This window comes from Janthinobacterium sp. PSRC1-1 (assembly GCF_049897525.1).
GTDB lineage: Bacteria > Pseudomonadota > Gammaproteobacteria > Burkholderiales > Burkholderiaceae_D > Janthinobacterium > Janthinobacterium tructae.
In genome coordinates this window covers 67,196-89,907 of the sequence record NZ_JAFCWK010000003.1, presented here as the reverse complement: position 1 = coordinate 89,907, position 22,712 = coordinate 67,196, and the positions used below count along the sequence as shown (strand labels likewise).

The 22,712-nt window shown below is 58.9% G+C and carries 18 protein-coding genes and 1 tRNA gene; 18 read left to right on the top strand and 1 reads right to left on the bottom strand.

The features are described 5' to 3' along the window. Positions 1-142: 142 nt before the first annotated feature. Positions 143-217 (bottom strand) — tRNA-Arg (locus ACP7DW_RS06865). Positions 218-437: 220 nt separating this feature from the next. On the opposite strand from ACP7DW_RS06865, the gene ACP7DW_RS06860 reads away from it, so the two are divergent. The 18 genes from ACP7DW_RS06860 (at position 438) to ACP7DW_RS06775 (ending at position 22,702) form a co-directional block, all read left to right on the top strand. Further along, positions 438-2,330, top strand: a complete 1,893-nt coding sequence (locus ACP7DW_RS06860) for an ATP-binding cassette domain-containing protein (RefSeq protein ID WP_071078904.1) — start codon at positions 438-440, stop codon at positions 2,328-2,330. A gap of 275 nt (positions 2,331-2,605) precedes the next feature. Then, positions 2,606-3,277: a CAAX prenyl protease-related protein gene (locus ACP7DW_RS06855; protein ID WP_426054793.1), complete on the top strand. Its 672-nt coding sequence runs from the start codon at positions 2,606-2,608 to the stop codon at positions 3,275-3,277. Positions 3,278-3,328: 51 nt separating this feature from the next. Beyond that, positions 3,329-4,576: an XrtB/PEP-CTERM-associated polysaccharide biosynthesis outer membrane protein EpsL gene (gene epsL, locus ACP7DW_RS06850; RefSeq protein WP_426054794.1), complete on the top strand. Its 1,248-nt coding sequence runs from the start codon at positions 3,329-3,331 to the stop codon at positions 4,574-4,576. 8 nt (positions 4,577-4,584) lie between these two features. Continuing rightward, positions 4,585-5,967 (top strand): undecaprenyl-phosphate glucose phosphotransferase, encoded by a 1,383-nt coding sequence (locus ACP7DW_RS06845; protein WP_426054795.1) that lies wholly within the window; start codon positions 4,585-4,587, stop codon positions 5,965-5,967. Between the two features lie 290 nt (positions 5,968-6,257). Then, positions 6,258-7,187, top strand: a complete 930-nt coding sequence (locus ACP7DW_RS06840) for an EpsD family peptidyl-prolyl cis-trans isomerase (RefSeq protein ID WP_426054796.1) — start codon at positions 6,258-6,260, stop codon at positions 7,185-7,187. 88 nt (positions 7,188-7,275) lie between these two features. Continuing rightward, complete coding sequence (gene epsE / locus ACP7DW_RS06835; protein WP_298408387.1) at positions 7,276-8,040, top strand: polysaccharide export protein EpsE; 765 nt, start codon at positions 7,276-7,278, stop codon at positions 8,038-8,040. 109 nt (positions 8,041-8,149) lie between these two features. Continuing rightward, the gene (gene epsF, locus ACP7DW_RS06830) at positions 8,150-9,559 is read left to right on the top strand and encodes a chain length determinant protein EpsF (RefSeq protein ID WP_426054797.1); all 1,410 of its coding nucleotides are present in this window, start codon (positions 8,150-8,152) and stop codon (positions 9,557-9,559) included. Positions 9,560-9,575: 16 nt separating this feature from the next. Next, positions 9,576-10,463 (top strand): chain length determinant protein tyrosine kinase EpsG, encoded by an 888-nt coding sequence (gene epsG, locus ACP7DW_RS06825; protein ID WP_298408382.1) that lies wholly within the window; start codon positions 9,576-9,578, stop codon positions 10,461-10,463. A gap of 273 nt (positions 10,464-10,736) precedes the next feature. Then, positions 10,737-11,960 (top strand): glycoside hydrolase family 5 protein, encoded by a 1,224-nt coding sequence (locus ACP7DW_RS06820; protein ID WP_426085196.1) that lies wholly within the window; start codon positions 10,737-10,739, stop codon positions 11,958-11,960. A 461-nt stretch (positions 11,961-12,421) separates the two neighbouring features. Continuing rightward, entirely contained in the window at positions 12,422-13,315 is an 894-nt protein-coding gene (gene xrtB, locus ACP7DW_RS06815; RefSeq protein ID WP_426054799.1) for an exosortase B, read from the top strand. Beyond that, positions 13,308-14,021, top strand: coding sequence for an exosortase-associated protein EpsI, B-type (gene epsI / locus ACP7DW_RS06810; RefSeq protein WP_426054800.1), 714 nt, complete (start codon positions 13,308-13,310; stop codon positions 14,019-14,021). The genes xrtB and epsI overlap by 8 nt, the downstream gene beginning before the upstream one ends. A gap of 217 nt (positions 14,022-14,238) precedes the next feature. Then, positions 14,239-15,525, top strand: a complete 1,287-nt coding sequence (locus ACP7DW_RS06805) for a polysaccharide polymerase (protein WP_426054801.1) — start codon at positions 14,239-14,241, stop codon at positions 15,523-15,525. Then, positions 15,515-16,642: a glycosyltransferase family 4 protein gene (locus ACP7DW_RS06800; RefSeq protein WP_426085147.1), complete on the top strand. Its 1,128-nt coding sequence runs from the start codon at positions 15,515-15,517 to the stop codon at positions 16,640-16,642. Before ACP7DW_RS06805 ends, ACP7DW_RS06800 begins: the two co-directional genes overlap by 11 nt. A 191-nt stretch (positions 16,643-16,833) precedes the next feature. Then, the gene (locus tag ACP7DW_RS06795) at positions 16,834-17,901 is read left to right on the top strand and encodes an acyltransferase family protein (RefSeq protein ID WP_426054803.1); all 1,068 of its coding nucleotides are present in this window, start codon (positions 16,834-16,836) and stop codon (positions 17,899-17,901) included. Between the two features lie 45 nt (positions 17,902-17,946). Next, entirely contained in the window at positions 17,947-19,149 is a 1,203-nt protein-coding gene (locus tag ACP7DW_RS06790; protein ID WP_426054804.1) for a glycosyltransferase, read from the top strand. A gap of 13 nt (positions 19,150-19,162) precedes the next feature. Then, positions 19,163-20,662 carry a lipopolysaccharide biosynthesis protein gene (locus ACP7DW_RS06785; RefSeq protein WP_426054805.1) on the top strand — a complete coding sequence of 500 codons (1,500 nt, stop codon included), beginning with the start codon at positions 19,163-19,165 and terminating at the stop codon, positions 20,660-20,662. Positions 20,663-20,680: 18 nt separating this feature from the next. Continuing rightward, positions 20,681-21,406 carry a WecB/TagA/CpsF family glycosyltransferase gene (locus ACP7DW_RS06780; RefSeq protein WP_426054806.1) on the top strand — a complete coding sequence of 242 codons (726 nt, stop codon included), beginning with the start codon at positions 20,681-20,683 and terminating at the stop codon, positions 21,404-21,406. A 150-nt stretch (positions 21,407-21,556) separates the two neighbouring features. Next, positions 21,557-22,702 (top strand): sugar phosphate nucleotidyltransferase, encoded by a 1,146-nt coding sequence (locus ACP7DW_RS06775; RefSeq protein WP_426054807.1) that lies wholly within the window; start codon positions 21,557-21,559, stop codon positions 22,700-22,702. The last annotated feature ends 10 nt before the right edge of the window (positions 22,703-22,712 follow it).

The following is a 22,712-nucleotide window of genomic DNA, read 5'->3' as shown; positions in this document are numbered from 1 at the left end:
GGCGCGCGCGCGCCCCGCCCGCCGGCCCCCCGCCCCCCCCCCCCCCCCCCCCCCCCCCCCCCCCCCCCCCCCCCCCCCCACAGGCTGATGCCTAGTGTCTCTTGTCGCGCCGTGATGCTGGCGGCACGCCGCGATGTAGTGGTGGTCCCCCCGACTGGAATCGAACCAGTATCCCACGCTTAGGAGGCATGTGCACTATCCATTGTGCTACGGGGAGGACGCTCAGGCGTGGCTGGATGCCATGCCGGATCCGGCGGCAGGGGGCGTGCAAGACGTCCCATGTGTCGCGAATCGAGCGCAATTATAGCCGACAGTTTGCAAGATATGCCTATGCTTGCGCGAGTATCGGTACAATGCGTGCTTCATTCATCTAATCGGCAGCTGTTTTGCGCACCATGCGGTGTGCAGGAAACGGCGCCCGAGCACTCTAACTCATTATGGCTGTCATTTCTCTTTCATCGGCGCAACTTGCGTTCGGTCACGTCGCGCTGCTCGATCACGCGGAATTTTCACTGGAAAACTCGGAACGGGTGGGCTTGATCGGCCGCAACGGCACCGGTAAATCCTCTCTGTTGAAGGTCATTTCGGGCAAGTTCAAGCTCGATGACGGCTTGCTGGTCATGCAGCAAGGCATCAAGATCGCGTATGTGGAGCAAGAGCCGCAATTCGACCCGGACATGTCCGTGTTCGACGCCGTCGCTTCCGGCATGGGCGAATCGCAAGCCTGGCTGAAGGAATACGACGAGTTGACGGGCCAGTTTGGCCAGGGCAATGACGACGAATTGATGGAACGCATGCACGACATCCAGGTCAAACTCGATGCGGCCGATGCGTGGAGCTTGCCGAACAAGGTGGAAACCGTACTCGACCGTCTGAACCTGACGGGCGACATGCTGATGAAAACCCTGTCCGGCGGGATGCAAAAGCGCGTCGCGCTGGCGCGCGCGCTGGTCTCCGCGCCCGACGTGCTGCTGCTCGATGAGCCCACCAACCATCTGGATTTCAGCTCCATCCTGTGGCTGGAAGGCCTGTTGCGCGATTTCAAGGGCAGCGTGCTGTTCATTACCCATGATCGCTCCTTCCTCGACAACGTTGCCACGCGCATCATCGAACTCGACCGCGGCCGCTTGCTGTCGTACCCGGGCAACTTCACGGCGTACCAGGTACGCAAGGCCGAGCAGCTGGAAATCGAAGACGTGGAAAACGCCAAGTTCGACAAGTTCCTGGCGCAGGAAGAAGTGTGGATACGCAAGGGCGTCAAGGCGCGCCGCGTGCGCGACGAAGGCCGCGTGCGCCGCCTGGAAGCGCTGCGCCTGACGCGCAATGCGCGCCGCGACCAGCAGGGACAAGTCAAGCTGGACGTGTCGGCCGGCGAACGCTCGGGCAAGATCGTGGCGGACCTGGAAAACGTCTCGAAGATCTATGGCGACAAGGTCATCGTCAAGGATTTCAGTGCCACCATCTTGCGCGGTGATAAGGTCGGCCTGATCGGTGCCAACGGCGCCGGCAAGACCACCTTGCTGAAGATGATCCTGGGCCAGGAAGAGTCCGATACGGGCACCATCCGCCTGGGCACCAAGCTGCAAGTGGCGTATTTCGACCAGATGCGCACGCAGCTGAACGAGGAAGCGAACCTGATGGAAACCATCGCGCCGGGTAGCGACTGGGTCGAGATCAATGGCCAGCGCCGCCACGTGATGACGTATCTGAACGATTTCCTGTTCGCGCCGGAACGCGCCCGTTCGCCCGTCAAGTCGCTGTCCGGTGGCGAGCGCAACCGTTTGCTGCTGGCGCGCCTGTTCGCCAAGCCGGCCAACGTGCTGGTGCTCGATGAGCCGACCAATGACTTGGATATCGATACCCTGGAATTGCTGGAAGAGTTGCTGGAAGAATACACCGGCACCGTCTTCCTCGTCAGCCATGACCGTACCTTCCTCGACAACGTGGTCACGCAGGTGATCGTCGCCGAAGGCGAGGGCAAGTGGCGCGAGTTCGTCGGCGGCTACACGGACTGGGAGCGCGTGCGCACCTTGCCGATCGCCACGGCGCCAGCGAGCAAGCCGGCCGTGAAGGTCGAGGCTGCCGCACCGGCGGCCAAGCAGAAAAAGCTCAGCTACAAGGAACAGCGCGAACTCGACGAACTGCCGAACATCATGGCCGCGCTGGAAGATGAGCAAGCCGTGCTGGCAGGACAATTGTCGCATCCCGATTTCTACAAGAAAACGCCGGCCGAAGGCAAGCGCCTCAATGCGCGCGTGGCGGAAATCGAGAAAGAGTTGCTGGCAGCGCTGGAAAAGTGGGAAGCGATCGAAGCGCGCGCCAAAGGCTGAGTTGCCTGTCATTGATTGCCGCCTGCGGCAATTAATATCAAAATTGATACTGTAGTGATAAACTCTGGCTGAAGCGGGTGTTGCCGCCCGACGCGTGTAGCGTGTCGGGCGGCAACATACTCTCCGTTACAGACCCCGGAGCGGCATTGCGTCTTGTTGATGCATCAAAGACAATATTGCTGATATTATTCCCCGTGTTCTTACTGTAGCGGCGCCAGCCGCAAGCAATCTGTATTTGCCAGCCATCACCAGACCGGAAACGGGGGAGCGCCTTCATGTTTGACCGACTCGCGCTGCCACGCGTGCTGCCTTTTTTTACTTATCTATTTTTTATTCTTATTGCTGATGTGTTAATATGGGCGGGCTATGCTCAGGAGCAACTACGCTATTTGTATGTGGTGAAAATTGGCGTCGTTCTGGCGCTGCTATGGCGATATCGCCGGCACTATACGGAGCTGGCCTGGCCCGGTCCGGCGCTCATGGGATGGCGTGCCATTGTCTGGGCCGTGCTGGCGGGCATCGTGGTGCTGGTGCTGTGGCTCAACCTGGGCGCGTCCTGGATGGTCATCGGCGCGTCGGCCGGTTTCGATCCGCGCTCCGGGAATGGCTACGACTGGCCGCTGCTGGTGGCGCGCATCGCCGGTGCCGCGTTGGTGGTGCCCGTGATGGAAGAGTTGTTCTGGCGCTCCTTTCTATTGCGTTGGTTACAATCGCCGAATTTTCTGGCCGTTGAACCGTCACTGCTGAGATTTCGCTATATTCTTATTACGGCGATACTGTTCGGCTTTGAACATAATTTGTGGTTTGCGGGCATTCTTGCCGGCTTAGCATATGGGTGGCTCTACGTGCGTTTTCGCACCCTGTGGTCGGCCATCATCGCGCATGGCGTGACGAATGGCTTGCTGGGTGTCTGGGTACTCATGACTGGGCAATGGGCTTATTGGTAATCGCGTCATCGGCGCCATTAGTTAATGCAGTAATCACAAAGATGAAAAAAAATGTTGAGCTTGACTGAAAAAAAGTGCGCTGCGCGTGATGCGGCACGAGCTGTTTTTCGCACGCCGCGCCTGGGCGCGCTGTCGCTGCTGATCGGCGCTGCCTTCAGCACGGCCGTCCATGCCGAAATCAGCGACACCATCCATCCGTTCCTCCGGACGTCGATTGCCTATGACGACAACTTGCTGCGCCTGAGCGAGTTTCCGGGGCAAACGCCGGATCTGAGCGATACCAGCCGGACGGTGCAAGGCGGCTTCCTGTTCGAACGTCCCATCGGCCGGCAGTTGTTCACGGGCTACGCCAAGCTGAGCCGCGTGACCTTCAACCGCTACACGGAACTCGATTACAACGGCAAGGACGCGCTGGTCGATTGGGCCTGGCAGTTGGGCAACCACGTACAGGGCCATCTGGGTACCAGCTACCTTGAAACGCTGACGCCATTTGCCGATACCAATTCCAAGGAGCGCAATTTGCGCACGCAGCGCCGCCATTATGCGGATGTGACCTGGCTGTTCCATCCCAGCTGGCAGGTGCGCGCAGGTTTTTCGCGCTTCGATGCGGACTATGAATTGCTCGCGCAAAAGATCAACAACCGCTCGGAAGACGCGACCGAACTCGGTCTCGACTATCTCGCCGCCAGCGGCAGCAAGGTGGGCGTGCAGCTGCGCCGCCTGCAGTCGGACTATCAATTCAAGGGCGGCGCAGGGACGGGTTTTCCCGATAACGATTACACGCAGGATGAAATCAAGGCCAATGTGCTGTGGCTCGTCAGCGGACCGACCAAGCTGTCGTTCCTCGGCGGCTGGGTGCGGCGTACGCATCCGCTGTCGGGTTCGGGCAGCAGCAGCGGCGCCAACGGCCGCCTGATTGCCGATTGGGTGGCGACGGGAAAATTGCGATTCAATGCGGCGCTGTGGCGCGAATTCCAGGTGGTGGAAGGCGGCATCGTCGGTAGCAGCCTGAACAAGGGCGCCAGCGTGGCGGCCTTCTGGAGCGCTACGGCCAAGGTGGGTGTCAATGCCCAACTGCAGCACGAGAAGCGTGATTTCAGCACCATCAATGGCTTCACGGCCTTGAATGGCCTGTCCGATGCGAGCACCAGCAGTTCACTGGGCCTGACTTACACGCCACTGCGCAACATCACGCTGGAAGCGGACGCATTTCGCAGCAGGCGCAGCGGCAATCCTCTCGTGGGCAGCAATAGTTACCGATCCCAAGGGGTTTCGTTCTCCGCCAATGTTCAATTCTGAAAAGTAAAATGACGATTAACGATATACCCCTGATTTCCTTTTTTCAGCGTGTGCTCGACCCCCTGGTCATCATGGTCACGCTGTATGTATGCTCGATCGTACTCGGTTCTTCCTTCGACGGTTATGCCCTGATATTGATGATACTGGCGTTTTTCATTTCATCGACCATCTATCAGCATATCGATCCGTATCGCGCCTGGCGTGCCGGGCGCATGTGGGCCTATGCGCGCGACGTGATCGTCGGCTGGGCCGTCACTGCGCTGATCCTCGTCATGCTCGGCGTGGTCAGCGGCCTGGCGCAGCATTATCATGTCAAGGCCGTGTATGCCTGGTTTGTCATCACGCCGTTGCTGCTGATTTTCCTGCAACTGGCGGTGCGCCGCGCGCATTCCATCCAGGGCAACGGCGACGAAGTGCGCTCTGTCGCCATCATCGGCGCCAACAATGTCAGCGTGCGCTTTGCCGACGCCATCAGCAAGCACCCGAACCTGTTCATGCAGGTGGACGGCTACTTTGACGACCGGGAAGAAGAGCGCTGGCCAGAGGGCATGTATCACCCGATGCTGGGCCGAATGGATGAGATTGCCGCATACGTGCGCAGCAAGCAGACCAAGATGATTTTCATCAGCCAGCCCATCTCGGCGCAGCCGCGCATCCGCAAGTTGCTCGATGAATTGCAGGACACCACCACCTCGGTGTATTTCCTGCCGGATATTTATGTATTTGACCTGATGCAGGCGCGTTTTGACAATGTGTGCGGCATGCCTGTCATCGCCATCTGCGAATCGCCATTTACTGGCTGGAACAGCACGATCAAGCGCATGAGCGACCTGGTGCTCGCCTGCCTGATCCAGTTGTGCCTGTTGCCGCTGATGCTGATGATTGCCATCGCCGTGAAAGTGACCTCGCCCGGTCCCGTCATTTTCAAGCAGCGTCGCTACGGCCTGTATGGCGAAGAAATTATCGTCTATAAATTCCGTTCGATGACGGTGTCGGAAGACGGTGCCAAGGTGGTGCAGGCCACCAAGGATGACCAGCGCCTGACGCGCATCGGCGCTTTCCTGCGCCGCAGTTCGCTCGATGAATTGCCGCAGTTTATCAATGTGTTGCAAGGGCGCATGAGTATTGTTGGCCCGCGACCGCACGCAGTGGCACACAATGAGCAGTATCGCAAGTTGATCAAGGGCTACATGTTGCGCCACAAGGCCAAGCCGGGCATTACCGGCTGGGCGCAGGTCAATGGCTTGCGGGGCGAGACGGAAACCCTCGACAAGATGGAAGCGCGCGTGCACTTCGACCTGGACTATCTGCGTAACTGGTCGCTGTGGCTGGACCTGTGGATCGTGGTGCGCACGGTGCAAGTGGTGCTGAAACGGGAAAATGCCCATTGACGGTGCGACAGACTATCAAGAAGATTGCCGCATAGCCAAGCATTGTGGCGTGGCGACAACTCAGAGCTTGCCCGGCGTCTGGCTTTTATGTTGACCAAAGAAAATTAGTTGCATCATTTGTGATTTCTATAATTCTATTGCATAATTTGTACCTGTTGCATGCTAAAGTGATTGTAGAGCCTGTAAGATAACGTGCTGAAACAATGTAGCGCATGCATCGTTTTGATCCGCCTGCCCGAAAGCGTGGCAGCGCTTGAAAACATGTTGAACCCTCTGAGATGGCGAGTCCGATGAAAATGAAACGAATGAATGTACCGCAACGCATCCTGACCGCTGGCGTTATCCTGTTGACAGTGGCCGGCCTGGCCGCCTGTGGTGGCGACAAGCAGAAGAAGGTGGGTCAGGCGCTCGCCAGCGTGAATGGCGAAGAAATCACGGCGCTGCAGCTGAATGAGGAATTGCAGCGCGCCGGCGTGCCGGCGGCGCAGCAGGAAGCGGCCAGCAAACAATTGCTCGAAGCGCTGATCGACCGCCAAGTGGTCGAGAATGTTGCGTTGAAAGAAAAGATCGACCGCGATCCGAAGGTCATGCAAGCCGTCGAGCGGGCCAAGGCGCTGATCATCAGCCAGGCCTACATGCAAAAGAAATTGAGCGGCATGGCGCCTCCGAGCAAGGTGGAAGTGGAAGATTACTTCAACAAGCACCCTGAGTTGTTCAGCAATCGCAAGCAGTTCGACATGCGCCAGTTGCTGATCGCCAGCAAGGATATGAACGATGCGCTCAAGCAAGTGATCGACAAGAGCAAGTCGCTCGATGAGGTAGCGGCCTGGATGGAGAGCAACAAGATCGGTTTTGCGCGTGCCCAGGTGTCGCGCACGACGACGGATCTGGCGCCGGAACTGGTTGCCAAGTTGCAATCCATGCCGAAAGGCCAGCTGTTCATCATCAATGAAGGTGAACGCGCGATGCTGATGACGATCGTCGACATCAAGGAGGTGCCGGTCAAGCTGGCCGCCGCCGCGCCGCAGATCGAGCAGTACCTGGTCAATACCAGGGCCAAGGATGCCGCCAAGCAAGAAATGGAGCGCCTGCGCGCAGCGGCCAAGATCGAGTATCTGAACCAGCCTGCAGCTGCCACTGCGGCATCGGGTGCGGCTTCCGCGGCCTCGGCGAGCGCCAGCGCTGCGGCTACCGCACGGGGCGTTGCTGGCCTGAAATAAGCATGCCTGGCACCATTGATATTTTGCATAACCAACCGTAATGACCGACGAGATCGAGCTGATGATGAAACGACTGATACTTTTGATAATGACCTCACTGCTGGCCTTCACGCTGGGCAGTGCCAATGCCGGAGAAGTCGTGCTCGGCGCGGGCGACGTGCTGAAGATTTCCGTCTACGGCAACCCGGATCTGGGCGTGGAGACGCGCGTCAGCGAAGCGGGCGACATCACGTTCCCCCTGATCGGCCAGGTCAACGTCATGAAAATGCCCGTCGCCGAGGCGGAAAAGAAGATTGCCAACAAGCTCGAAACGGGCGGCTTTGTGAAAAAGCCGCAAGTCAATATCATCGTTACCTTGTTGCAAAGTCAGCAAGTGTCGGTGCTGGGCCAGGTGAACCGGCCGGGCCGTTATCCGGTCGATGGGCGCCGCAGCCTGCTTGACTTGCTGGCGCTGGCCGGTGGCATCGGTCCCGAGGGCGGCGATACGGTCAGCCTGATCCGCAAACGCGATGGCAAGACCACTACCGATGTCGTCGATGTCGTGGAAATGGTGCGTACTTCCGACCTGAACCGCGATTTTGACCTGGCCGCCAACGATGTTGTATTTGTAGAACGCGCGCCACGCATCTATATTTATGGTGAAGTGCAACGTCCAGGCCCCATGCGCCTGGAGCGCTCGATGACGGTGCTGCAGGCGCTGTCGGCCGGTGGTGGCCTGACCCAGCGCGGCACCGAGCGCAACATCCGCATCAAGCGCCGGGGTCCGGATGGCAAGTTGCAGATCCTCGATGCCAATCACGATGACCTGCTGCTCAGCGACGACGTGGTGTATGTGAAGGAAAGCTGGTTTTAAGAGCCGATTCCAGCAGTGAGCGTCTTCTGCTGGGATAAGCTCTAATGATGGTGGCAGCGTTGCTGCCTATTTTGTACCGATTGTTTTGCGATGATATGAGACGGTTTCTATGAATTTCTCCCAGTTTTTACTGATATTGCGCGCTCGCCAGCGCGTCATCTGGATCACCCTGGTGATTGTGGTGGCGACAACGCTGGCGATCAGCCTGCTCCTGCCCAAGACGTACAAGGGCACGGCATCCGTGTTGCTCAATTACAAGGGCGTCGATACCGTCACGGGCCTGGCAATGCCGGGTCAACTGATGGCCGGCTACATGGCGACGCAAATCGATATCATCAGCAGCAAGAACGTTGCCCTGCATGTCGTCGATTCTCTGAAGCTGGCGCAAAATCCTGCCGTCATCGCCCAGTTCAACGCTGCCACGGGCGGCGAGGGCGCGGTGCGTGACTGGCTGGCCGATCTGTTGCTGAAAAAACTCGAGGTCGTCCCTTCGCGTGAAAGTAGCGTTGTAGAAATCAGTTTCAGCGGTTCGGACCCGAGTTTCGTGGCTGCCATCGCGAATGCCTTTGCCGAAGAGTACCAGCGCGTCAGCATCCAGCTGAAAGTCGAGCCTTTGAAAAAAGCCTCGGCCTATTTCAACGATCAGACGCGTCAGATGCGCGATGTACTGGAAGCAACGCAAAGCCGTTTGTCCAAGTACCAGCAGGAAAATGGCATCGTCAGCCTGGATAACCGCGTCGACGTGGAATCGAACCGCCTGAACGATTTGTCGCAGCAACTGGTGATGGCGCAGTCGCAGTCGATGGAAGCGACCTCGCGCCAGCGCATGGCGCAAGGCGCATCGTCGCTGGAATCGCCCGATGTGGCGCAAAATCCGATGATCCAGAATTTGAAGATTGCCCTGGGCACGGCCGAATCGAAGTTTGCCGAGATTTCACAGCGCCTGTCGCAGAACCACCCGCAATACATCAGCGCCAAGGCGGAACTCGATAAATTGCGCAGCGACCTGGCAGCGGCTATCCGTGTCACTGCAGGCAGCGTGAGCAACAATGCGCAGATTTTGCAGCAGCGCGAAGGTGCCATCCGTAGCGCCATGGCGGCGCAAAAAAGCAAAGTGCTGGAACTGAACCGCACGCGCGATGAAATGGGCGTGCTGATGAAGGATGTCGAAAGCGCCCAGCGCGCCTACGACGCCACGTCGCAGCGTTTTTCGCAGACCAGCATCGAAGGCCAGGCCGAACAGTCCGATATCTCGATCCTCAATCCTGCCGTGCCGCCGGTCGCGCCGGCGGGGCCGAAAGTCGTCCTCAACACCGTGCTGGCCTTCTTCTTTGGCGGCTTGCTGGGCCTGGGCTTGAGTATTCTGCTGGAAATGCTGGACCGCCGCGTGCGCTCCGAACGCGATCTGTTCGATGCGCTGCAAATTCCGGTGCTGGGCGTGATCGCCTGGCAAGCGCCGAAGCGCCGCCGCTTCAAGTCCCTGAAGTCGGTGTTGTCGAGCCGCTTGCGTTTGAATTAATTCGATAGGAAACACAATGAATCATCCTGCACTGGCTGGGCATGTACCAGCACCTGCCGCCCACACGGCGCACGTTGGCGATTCCAGCATCGGCGGCTTGCTGCTGGAGTCGGGCAAGATCACGCCGGAAAATGCCGAACGCGTGCTGCGCATGCAGAAGGAACTGGGCATCCGTTTCGGTGAAGCGGCGCAGCGCCTGGGCCTGATCACCGAAGCCGATATCGAGCAGGTACTCGCGCGCCAGTTCAATTATCCCTACCTGCCGCGCGGCACCGGCAACTTTTCGGACAAGCTGCTTGCCGCGTACGAGCCATTTGGCCAGCAAGTCGAAACCTTGCGCGCCATCCGCAGCCAGCTGATGCTGCGCTGGTTCGCACGTGGCCACAAGGCGCTGGTGGTGGTGAGTATCAATGCGGACGATGGCGCAGCCATCTTTGCCGCCAACCTGGCCGTGGTCTTTTCCCAGCTCGGCGAGCAAACCTTGCTGGTCGATGCGAACTTGCGCGCGCCGCAACAGCAGGAATTCTTCGGCCTGAAAGGGCGCCAGGGCCTGTCGGACCTGCTGGCTGGCCGCGGCGACCTGGACGCGATCGCCAAGATCGATTCGTTTGTTGCCCTGTCGGTCATGAGCGCGGGCACCTTGCCGCCGAATCCGCAGGAATTGCTTAGCCGCACTTCATTTGCCACACTCAACGAGCAAGTCGCCTCGCGCTATGACGTGGTGCTGTACGACGTCGCGCCATTCTCCAGCGGCTCGGACGCGCTGGCCGTTGCTGCGCGCGCGGGCGGGGCCTTGCTGGTGGCGCGCAAGAATGCCACTGGACTGGCCGATCTGGCAACCTTCGCCGAACAGCTGGAGCGTAACGGTGTTGAAATTGTCGGTACCGTTATGCAAGAGTTTTAACCTCACATTGTTGCTGCCCCTGCGCATATCGTGCCTAAGCAGGCATGATATGCACGCTTCCTCTGCCCGAACTTGCCTGGCCGCCCTGTGCGGCCATTTTCATGATGTGCACACGCGGCACACGAATTCTTTCCGTGATGAAATAGAGCAGCTTGTCCTGGCGTCGTCGCAATTACCGCTTATGATTGAACTATCGCTCGTTGAGCGGGCCGTCGCTCGGCAAAGGTGGCCGCTTGCGGTCGGATAGGGGGAATGCCTGCCGGTGGCAACACGATGCACGTATTGACGAGGCCAGGCCATGCTCAATATCAAGCCAGGCCTGGTTTGTATTGCGCCAGCAAGGATGGGAAATGTATAGTGGCAAACGATGTATTTCCACAACGGAGGGATGGCAACATGAAATTTCTGTTCGAAACAGTCCGACAATTGAGCGGCGATCACGGGGCGGCAGATGCCGGCAGCGCCATGGCGGGCGCAGGACGTTTGCGCCGGGGCGCGCTGGGCGTCTTGCTGGCCGCAGCGATGGCCGTTGCCGTGCCTGCCGGCGCCACTTGCCTGGACAAGGCGCCCTTGCGCGGCGTCAATCTGGCCGGAGCAGAATTCAATGGTGGCAAGATTCCCGGTACCGTATTCAAGGATTTCATGTATCCGAGCGCGAGCGATATCAGCTACTTTGCCAATCTGGGCGCGAACATGCTGCGCCTGCCGTTCCGCTGGGAACGCTTGCAGCCGGTCGTGGGCGGCCCGCTCGACCCGACACAGCTCAGGTTTATGGCCAAGGTGGTAGAGACGGCGAAATCGCACGGCATGTGTGTGCTGCTCGATGCGCATAACTATGGTGCCTACAACAATATTCCATTGGGCAGGCCTGGCGCCACGACCGAGGACTTCGCCGATTTCTGGGTACGCGTGAGTGCAGCCTTCCCTGATGTTGATGCGGTCGCGCTTGGACTCATGAACGAGCCGGTGCTGACGAGCCTGAGGCAATGGGGCGAAACGTCCAAGGCCACGCTGGCAAAATTGCGTGAAAATGACGCGAAACACCTGGTCGTCATTGCTGGCGGTACCTATAGTGGCGCGCATGACTGGGCCACGCCGCGCGACGGCGTGTCCAACGCCACGACTTTTGCTAGCGTGAAAGACCCGCTGGGGCGCACCCTGATCGAGGTGCACCAGTATGTCGACTCGAATTACTCGGGAACCAAGGCCGATTGCATCTCACCGGCGAAGCTGACTGATATCCTCGAAAAGGTCAGGGTCTGGGCCGTGGCCAACAAGCAAAGAGTGTTCATGGGCGAATTTGGCGTTGCCGACACGCTAGAGTGCCGGCCCACCTTGCAGGCGGCGCTGACGTCGATGCGTAACGCGCCATGGGCCGGTTGGACGTACTGGTCAGCGGGCGCGTGGTGGGGCAAGAATTATATCTTCAGTGTGCAGCCGGTCGTGGGCGTGACGCGCAATTCCCTGTCCCTGCTCCAGGTCGAGTGGCAAAAATAGACTGTGGCGTAGCGTGCCACGTCGCTTGTTGCGCACGCATGGCCGCGCCAGTTGGCGCGGTCATGCGCCCCGTTTTATCGTGTGGCTTGCTGCTGAAGTGCGCGTCTTGCCGTTCGTGTCAATCCGTTTCCGTCGTGGCGGCTGCGGCAGGTTAAAGTTGGCCAAGAGAATCATTTTTCCGTATGGCAAGTGATTGATTGCACAGGGATTTGTCTCTTTTGCCAATATTTTCGCGTGGACGAAAAAATAGCCTGCCCAAATGCAGTATTTCAGCTTGACCAGCGTCGCGGCTCCGTTATAATCTTAATGTTTTGTTAAAATAGTTTCTTATCCTTTAAAGGTTTCTTGGGGAGCTATCTTGCAAATACGATAGGCCGAGGTTTAGCCGATGCCAACGATGCGGTGCTGTACCATTCGGTAAGGCAGGCGCTTTTGATACGACAGTCATTCATGGGGTAGTGATGCAAACCTCTTCCTTAAGCTCGCGCGACGCCGTGATACCGTGGTGGAAGGCCGCCATTCCCGAATGGGGACCGGTCGTGGTCGGTTTGCTGGCCCTGTACGTCCCGTCCTTTTATGACTTGATCACTGGCTTGTGGATGAGCGAGGAGCAGGCGCATGGCCCGATCATCCTCGTGCTGTCGACCTGGCTGCTGTACCGCAAGTGGCCGGAAATGATGGCAAAAACCGAAGGCCAACCTACGTCCAAGGCCGGCTGGACCGTCGCCGTGGTGGGCCTGGTCATGTATGTGCTGGGCCGCTCGCAACAGTTTTCCATCTTTGAAATCGGCTCCTACATCGTCCTGCTGGCGGCAGTGCTGTTGATCAAGCGCGGCACCCTGGCCTTGCGCATCATGTGGTTCCCCCTGTTCTTCATGCTGTTCATGATTCCCTTGCCCGGCATCCTGGTGGCGATGTTGACGATGCCGATGAAGACGGCTGTGTCGTATGTCACTGAACATGTGCTGTTTTTCCTTGGTTATCCGATCGCCCGCAGTGGCGTGATTTTGCAGATGGGCCAATATCAGTTGATGGTAGCAGATGCCTGCGCCGGTTTGCACACGCTGTTTACGCTCGAAGCCCTGGGTTTGTTCTACCTCAATCTGGTGCGCCATACGTCTGCTCTGCGCAACGGCGTGCTGGCCGTACTGATCGTGCCGATTTCCTTTACGGCCAATGTGATCCGCGTGATGACCTTGACCCTGATTACGTATTATTTCGGCGACGCGGCAGGGCAGGGCTTCCTGCATGGTTTTGCCGGCATGGTGCTGTTCATATCCGCCCTGTTGCTGATCCTGGGCGTTGATTGGCTGTTGCAGTCGTATGTGCAGCGGCGGGAGACAAAACATGCTTGATACACTGCAAGGTATGCAGCGCAAGACGCTGTTCGCTGGCCTGCTGCTGGGCGTGCTGATGGTCTCGACCTCGGTGCTGACGAAGATAGTGACGCCCACGGTCAAGATGTCCGAAGGCAAGCCCATGCTGGATCTGACGGCACTGGTGCCGGCCGAGTTTGGCGAGTGGCATGAAGAGCGCGATGCGGCAGCCGCCGTGGTCAACCCGGAAGCCGAGGCTGCGCTGGCGAAGATTTACACGCAAACGCTGGCGCGCACCTACGTAAACGCCGCTGGCCAACGCATCTTGCTGTCGGTCGCTTATGGCGATGACCAGCGCGGCGAAGCGACGCAGGCACACCGCCCCGAAATTTGCTATACGGCGCAAGGCTTTGCCATCACCAGCAACGACGTTGGCACGCTGAAGGCGGCCGAACGCAACATTCCCGTGCGCCGCCTGGTGGCAGTCAGTGGCAGCCGCAATGAGCCGATTACCTACTGGGTGACCGTTGGCGACCGCGCCACCTTGCCCGGCGTGGGGCGCAAGCTGCTCCAGCTGTTCTATGGCCTGGGCGGCAAGGTGCCCGATGGCTTGCTGTTCCGCGTCTCGAGCATCCAGGCCGACAAGACGGCGGCATATGCGTTGCAGGATCAGTTCGTCAATGCCCTGTTTACCCATATCGGCAAGGCGCCGACGGAAAAACTCGCCGGCAAGTTCGATGACTAAGTAATCGTCAGGAAATTATTGTGAATTTAAGACAAACAGAACCGGATGCTATACAAGGCGCCGACTGCGACGCAGTGCGAGCACTGCTAGCAGTTGGCAACGCAGTAGAGCGCCGGTTATGGAAGTCAGAAATCACAAGAATTTATTGGGGGTTACTTAGCAATACCACGGCGTGCAGCCTGACCAATCTGTCTTATTAACCGATGATGAAACAAGCATGACACTCTACGCCCGCCCCGCTCACGCCAGCCTGCCCGACGCTGGCGAGGAGAGCAACAAGCGCCATTTGTTGCTGGCCATCCTGATCGCCGCCACGGTTTACCAGGCCGTGCTGTGCTTTGTGCACACGCATTTCTTCAAGGCATCGACGGCGCTGGTGGCGTTTTCCGAGCTGTGCATCTACGTCACTTGTGCCGTGCTGCTGTTGCGCCGCATCGAATTGTCTTTCGTGGCCATCCTGACCCTGATCGCCTCGTATTTACTGCTGCTGGCCTTGCTGCGCAGTTCGCTCGATCCCAAGGGTTTCCGCGACATTATCATCCTGGTGCTCTTCTATTTTCTTGGGCGCAATTTTGGTGACGAGAAATACGCCGACCGTCTGTTGAAAATCATTATCTATATCGTGCTGGCGGTGGGCTTTTTCGAGTTGCTGCTGGTCGATGTGTATTCCAAGCTGTTCAATGTGTATTCGTATTACCTGGCGCAAGGTAATATAACCACCAGTACCAACTGGGCTGAAGGCAGTACCCTGGCGCTGAACGGCATCCGCCCGGCCGGTATCGGCCGCACCATCCTGCCTTTCCTGCTGGGCAGCCATCGCGTCTCGTCCGTATTTCTCGAACCTGTCTCGCTCGGTAACTTTGCCGTGATCGTGGCCGCATGGGGCTTGTCCAAGGGCCGCGAGCAATGGCGTTCGATGGCCTTTTTTCTCGGCGCCGCCGCCATCATGATCACCCTGGCCGATTCGCGCTATGGCCTGGTGACTGTGGGCGTGATGGTGCTGATGCGCCTGCTTTTTTCGGGACGCGGCAATCGCCTGGTGATGATCCTGCCTTTTGTGTGCGCCGTCATCCTGATCCTGTTCGGCCTGTACTACGATGGGCGCTACAGCGACAATATTCCTGGCCGCCTGTATTCGAGCGGCATTACCATGGTGCGTTTTGGCCCGGCTGAAATTTTCGGACTGGCCGGCTACAACATCAACTTCGGCGATATGGGCTATTCCATCATCCTGACGCGCTTTGGCCTGTTTGGCTGCGCGGTGCTGTGGATCGGCCTGTGGATGATCAAGATGCGCGACGAACACGGCGAGCGCTTCCGTACCTATATCGTTATCTATATGTCGCTGATCCTGTGCATCAGCGGTACCTCCCTGTTCGCGCTGAAGTCGGCCGGCGTCCTCTGGTTCTTGCTCGGCTGTTGCGCCGTGCGCGACAAGAAATGGCTGGCCTCTCCGCTGCGCTCCGGCCAATTTGTTGCCGGGAAAGCCCATTATGCCGATTAAAGTTGCACATGTTGTTCGCCAGTACTATCCATCGATCGGTGGCATGGAAGATGTCGTACAAAATATTGCCCATTACCAAGCCCGTTGCCACGGCCACATTCCCACCATCATCACGCTGAACCGCGTATTCGTGAACCCGGCCGACATCCTGCCGGCAGAAGAGGTGGTCAATGGCGTGCGCGTGATCCGCATTCCCTACTCGGGCTCCACACGCTATCCGTTCTCGCCCAGCGTGGTGCGGCTGCTGGGCGACTATGACGTGGTGCACGTGCATGGCGTCGATTTTGCCTATGATTTCCTGGCAGCCACCAAGTGGCTGCACCGACGTCCGCTGCTTGCCTCCACCCATGGCGGCTTCTTTCATACCAGCTTTGCTTCGCGCCTGAAGACGATCTTCTTCCATACCGTCACGCGCGCCACCTCGCACGCCTATGCGCGCGTGGTCGGCACCAGCGACAATGACGGCAATCTGTTCGGCAAGATCATCAAGGCGCCGCGCCTGACGGTGATTGAAAACGGCGTCAATGTGGAAAAGTACCAGGATCAGGGTTCCGCCACGAAGTTGCCGTGCATCATGTATTTCGGGCGCTGGTCGTCGAACAAGGGATTGAAGGAAACGCTGGACCTGTTTGCCGGACTGGCCGCGCGCCATCCTGAATGGCGCCTGGTGATTGCCGGGCGCGAGTATGACCTCAGCCGCGCCGACCTGGAAGCGCTGGCGCGCGAGAAGGGGATTGCCGAACGCGTCAGCATCGTCGCCAATCCCAGCGATGCGCAACTGGCCGAGCTGATGTCGCAGTCGAGCTACTATATTTGCCTGTCGCGTCATGAAGGCTTTGGCATCGCCGCCATCGAAGCGATGAGCGCGGGCTTGACGCCCGTGCTCAGCGACATTCCACCATTTCGCAAGCTGCTGGAGAAGGCGCAGCTCGGTATCTTGCACACTGGCGACGTGGCGCAAACGGTGGCGGCAATTGCCGCCGCGCATGCGCAAGACCAGGATGCGTACGCGGCCCGGCGCATGCAGTTGCAGCATTTTTCCGAGCAGTACAGCTGGAATCATATCGGCGGGCGCTACGTGGCAATCTATGAAGAGCTGCTGCGCAAGCGAAAATAAGCTGGCGTCAAAGATGAATCGTCATAGGTACTGTGGTGTAAGTGGTAATTGTTGCAAGCTGCATGTCATAATGTGCGGACAATAAAAATTAATCTAATTATAATAGTGCTGTGCGGCGGTGTATTGATGCACCGATCGCAGGAGCAGCCGAGACGGCTATGTTTTTCCTTCATGACCGGTGAGCTATCTCAGTGAACAAGAAAATCGATTCAATCTCCGGTCTGGCCGGTTTTGCCGCGCTGATGGTGATTTACGCCCACATGGGGAGCGAAGGATTTTTGCACCTGTCGCACCATTTCAATAACCTGGGCGTGATGATTTTTTTCTCGCTCAGCGGCTTTCTCTTGTCCTACCTGTATATCGACAAGAAATTCTGTGCCGAGGACGTGACTGCCTACAGCCTGGCGCGCTTTACGCGCATTGCGCCCGCCTACCTGTTCACGATCCTTGCGTCCTTCGTCATCTTCACTTGCTTCGACCCGCAGTTCGAGTATCAGATCGGCACGCACAATTTGCTGCGTCATCTGTTGTTCATCGGTAACGAGTCTGTCTTCTGGACGATAGGCCCGCAAGTGCAGTTCTATGTCCTGTTCCTGCTGCTGTGGAGCGCGACGGCCCACTATGTGTCGACCAAGAATGCCATGCCACTGATCTTTATCGTTTTCGCCTGCGTGCTGCTGATCATGCTGCGCCGCAGCCTGCCGGGCACGTTTGTGGGGGCCAATCTGCACTACTTTGCCTTTGGCGTGCTGGCAGGCGTGGTGCGCCGGAAGATGCACATTGAATTTCACCAGCCGCAGTTGATCAATATCATCCATGTGAGCTTGTTGCTGATTTTCCTGGGCGTCGAATCCGGCGTCATCCAGCTCAGCGAGCGCATTACCCATGAAAACCTCAGCACGCTGGTGATGGCGGTGCTGGTGGCCTTCTTTATTTTCGTCTTTTCCTTCGACTCTCTCAGCGCGCGCTTGCTGTTCGGAAATCCCTTGCTGCGGCTGATGGGAAGCCTGAGTTTTTCACTGTACCTGCTGCACATGCCGGTGCTGTACTGGGTCAAGAAACTGTATCCGGACGAGATTACCCATCCCGTCGTCGTCGCGCTGACTTTCGTGCTGATCATTGCGCTGGCAACCCTGTACTTTTATACGGTGGAACGCTATTGCGCGCTGGCCGTGAAAAACCTCGGCAAGAAGTACGCCGGACGCATCGAGGGCATGTTCACGCGCCTGGGCGTCAAGAACAAGGCTGCCGTCAGCTGACGCCATGTCCACTTTTTCCTCTCTTTTTACTGATCGAGCGCCGACTTGAAAATTTTGCTTGTGTGTGCCGCCTTTCCTCCCCGCGGCAAAGGGGGCGGGCCGGAAGGCTCGTTCATGATCGCCAGCGGCTTGCTGGCCCAGGGACACGAGGTGCGCGTCGTCACTGTCGGTGACGCCGCCGGCGTGGAACACTACAAGGGCGTGGAAGTGCATATCATGCGCTCGCCAAATGTATACTGGGACTACTTTTTTACCAAACGCCCGGCCGCCTTGAAGATGTTGTGGCATGTGCTGGAAAATTTCAATCCGCGCGCCTACTGGCGCTTGCGCCCGCACGTCAAGGCTTTCCGGCCCGACGTCGTCATGACGGTCAGCATTGAAAACATCAATGTGGCAACCTGGTTGCTGGCGCGCTTGCACAAGGTGCCCGTGGTACACGTCATCCAGAGTTACTTTCTGGCTTGCTGGCGTGGCGGCCTGTTCAAGAACGGCGCCAATTGCACGGGCCAGTGCGGCAGTTGCAAGGTGTTGTCAGTGGGAAAGAAACCGATGTCGCACCTGGTGGACGGGGTCTTTGGCGAAACGCGTTTTGTTGTCGATCAACATCTGGAACTGGGCTACTTCAAGCACGCCACTTCGGCCGTCATTCCCGGTCCCGTGTTCCCCATCGCGGGGCGGGTGCCCAAGGCGCGCGACGGCAAGCTGGTCGTTGGCTACATGGGGGTGCTGGCGCCGCACAAGGGCGTCGACGTGCTGGCCGATGCGGCGCGCCTGATGGGACCGAACAGCAATGTGCGCTTCCTGATCGGCGGCACGGGCGAGGACGAAGCGTATGTGGCCAGCCTGCGTGAAAAATTCGGCGATGCCGACGTCGAGTTCATGGGCTGGGTCAAGCCCGATGACGTCTATCCGCTGTTCGACGTGCTGGTGGTGCCGTCGAAGTGGAAGGAGCCGTTTGGCCGCATCGTCGTCGAAGCGCTGGCCTACGGCGTGCCCGTGATTTGCGCGCGTTCCGGCGGCATCGCCGAGAGTATCCGTGAAAACGAGAATGGCTACACCTTTGCCTCGGGCCAGCACGACGAACTGATCACCTTGCTACGCGACGTGCTGGAACCGGACGAGCCTGCGCGCATGCGCCTGGCGCACAATGCGCTGCAGCATTCGCACCGCTTCGATATCGGCACGATCGCCGCGCGCATCAGCGATTTCGTCAGCGCGACCGTGGCCAGCTACAAGGCACGCCCGTGAGCGGGGCAGCAGCATGAACGAGAGCAAAGCCGAAGGCAACGTCAAGGCGCCTGGCATGGCGTCCGGCTCCTTCTGGGCCGTGCTCGACAATCTGGCCCAGCAGGGCTTGTCCTTCATCATCTTCGCCATCCTGGCGCGGCTGCTCAACCCTGCCGAATTCGGCTTGTTGACGATTGCCCATCTGTTCATCCTGTTCTCGCGCCTGGTCGTGCTCGACGCACTGGCCATGCCCGTGATACGCGCGAAAGAACCCGATGACGGCGCCTATTCGGCGCTGTTCTGGCGCTGCACGGCAGCCGGCCTGTTGCTGTGCGCCTGCATGTTCCTGAGCGCCGGCCCCGTCTCGGCGCTGTTCAGCGCACCATCGCTGGCGCCCGTGCTGCAAGGCATGAGCCTCTCCATCCTGTTCTTCGGCATGGTGCGTTCCTACGAAGCGCGGTTGGTGCGGCAGATGAAATTCAAGCAACTGGCCATCCGCTCCACCGTGTCCGTCATGCTGGGTGGCGTGCTCGGCATTGCACTGGCCTACCATGGCTGGGGCGCCATGTCGCTGGTGGTGCAGCAAGTGATGGCGGCCGGGCTGGCGCTGCTGCTGGTGGTGCTGCAAAGCGGCTGGCTGCCCAGCCTGGCGTGGCGCGCGCGGCCCAGCCGCTACTGGCATGATGTGCGCCAGGTCAGCGTCTCCGGCATCTTGTCCTTTGCCAACAGCAATGGCGACTCCTTGTTGGTGAGTATCTTTTTGGGGCCGTATGCGACCGGACTGTACAACCTGGCCAAGCGCCTGACGTCGGCCGTGTACCTGGTCATCACGGCGTCGCTGCTGCGCGTGTCGCTGCCCGTGTTCGCCGCCGCCAGCGGCAAGCCCGAGCAGCTGCGCCAGGCTTATCTGCAATTGCTGGCGATGATGCTGTTCCTGATGCTGCCCATGCTGCTGTTCCAGGCCGCCCTGGCCGAGCCGCTGGTGGCAACGGTATTTGGCCAGAAATGGTTGCCCGCCAGTAGCACCATCGCCGCGCTGGCACTGCTGTATTGCCTCTCTTCGGTAGCCGAACTGAACAACTATGTGCTGTTTGCCCTGGGGCACAGCCGCTGGCCGCCACTGCTCGGTATCTTGCAGCTGAGCCTGGCAGTGATCCTGGCCGCCTGCTTCAGCCAGTATGGCTTGCTGGCGATGAGCTTGTCGTTTGCCGCCGCCTACCTGCTGATGTTGCCGTGGTCGCAGCACCTGACATGCAAGGCCATGGACTTGCCCTGGACTGCCTTCCTGGTGGCGCTGCAGCCTGTCCTGGCGGGCGCTGCGGCACTGTTGCTGACCTTGTACGCGATGGCGCGCTGGTGGCAGGGCAGCGCCATCGTGCTGCTGGTGCTGGCCCTGTTTGCCGGCGCCATCGCCTATCTGCTGCCGATGCTGCTGCTGGGGCGCGCGCTGCGCGGCACGGCAGGGGGCTTTGATCCATTGTCACTGCTCAGGCAATTACGCAATTTGAAGCACCGCGGCGCTGCCGCGGATTGAAGGAGGCGCACAAGCACCATGGAAGCACCAGAAACCATCAACATCAGCCGCTTTCCCGTGCTGAGCACGACGCGCGAGTGGCTGGCGCAGCACTTGCTGGGCGTCATCGCGCGTGGGGAAAAGACGGCGCTGTTTTTTGCCAATACCAACTTTATCGTGAAGAACCGCTTCGTACTGGAAGCGGATCCCGCGCGCCGCTACCTCATCGTCAACGATGGTGTCGGCATGGATATCGCCGCCAGGCTGATGCAGGGGCGCCGTTTCGCCGCGAATCTGAATGGCACCGATTTCACGCCGTATTTGTTCGCGCAAAGCGTGCAGCCGCTGCGCGTGTTCATGCTGGGCGCGCAACCGGACATCCTGGCCAAGGCGGTGACGCATGTGCGCACGGTGCTGGGGCAGGATGTCGTCGGCAGTTGCGATGGCCATGCCGGCATCGGCAGTGCGCCCGATCTGGTGCAGCAAATCAATGCGACGCGCGCCCAGGTCGTGCTCGTGGCGATGGGCAACCCTATCCAGGAGCGCTGGATACTCGCACATCAGGATGCCCTGGATGCCAACGTACTGGTGGGCGTGGGTGCGCTGTTCGACTTCTGGTCCGGCGGCAAGCGGCGCGCGCCCGCTTTTGTGCAGCGCATCCACATGGAGTGGTTTTACCGTCTGCTGCAAGAGCCGCGCCGGCTGCTGCGACGCTATACCTGGGACATTCTGGTATTCCTGCGCGAATGCGCCAGGTACCGTTGACGCGGTCGCCAGCAAAGATGACAGTCTGGCATGTTGCACTGCGCAAAATATAATATGAAAAAGGTAATAGTGTTGCCAAATTGGTGATATTCTACGGCTTCGGGCAGGCGCAAGCAGAGTTCGGCGTCCCCATCGACATTGGAGCGTGAAATGAAAGCAATGATTTTGGCGGCAGGAAAGGGGACGCGCGTGCGCCCGCTGACCTATGACTTACCCAAGCCCATGATCCCCATCCTGGGCAAGCCCGTGATGGCCTATCTGATCGAGCATCTGGCCAAGTATGGCGTGCGCGACATCATGGTCAATGTCAGTTACCTGCATGAAAAGATCGAAGAGTATTTCGGCGACGGCCACCAGTATGGCGTGCAGATCGGCTACTCGTTCGAAGGCTATATGACCGATGCCGGCGTGGTGGTGCCGCAGCCGATAGGCTCGGCCGGCGGCATGAAGAAGATCCAGGAATTCGGTGGTTTTTTTGACGATACCACCATCGTCCTGTGCGGTGATGCGGTGATCAACCTCGACATCCAGTCGGCCCTGTTCGAGCATCGCCGCAAGGGGGCGCTGGCCAGCGTGATCACGCGCGAAGTGCCGTGGGACAAGGTGTCGAGCTATGGCGTGGTGGTCAGCGACAAGGATGGCCGTATCAAGGCGTTCCAGGAAAAGCCCAGCCAGGAAACGGCCCTGTCGAACCATGTCAGCACCGGCATCTATATTTTCGAGCCTGCCGTGCTGGACTTGATACCCAAGGACACGGTCTTCGACATCGGCTCGGACTTGTTTCCCTTGCTGGCAGAAAAAGGCTTGCCTTTCTACGCCCAGTCGCGCACGTTCAACTGGATCGATATCGGCAACATCAAGGATTACTGGGAAGTATCGCAAAGCGTCATGATGGGGGAAGTGGCCCACATGGACGTGCCTGGGGTACAGTTGGAAGAGGGTATCTGGGTGGGCTTGAATACGAGCATAGAGTGGGAAGGCACGCACATCGAAGGGCCCGTGTATATCGGCTCGGGCTGCAAGATCGAGGCGGGCGCCACCATCATCGGCCCCACCTGGATCGGTCATGGCAGCCATATCTGTTCCGGTGCGCGCGTGGTGCGCAGCGTGCTGTTTGAATATACGCGCGTGCTGCAGAACATTGCTCTGGAAGAAGTTATCGTCTTCAAGGAATACAGTGTCGACCGCAACGGAGACATGAAACACGTGTCCGAATGCCTGACCGATCAATGGTCGAACGCGCGCGACCGGCGCAGCAAGCGCCGCAGCGCCGTTGAACTTGCATTATTGAAATAAATAGAGGACG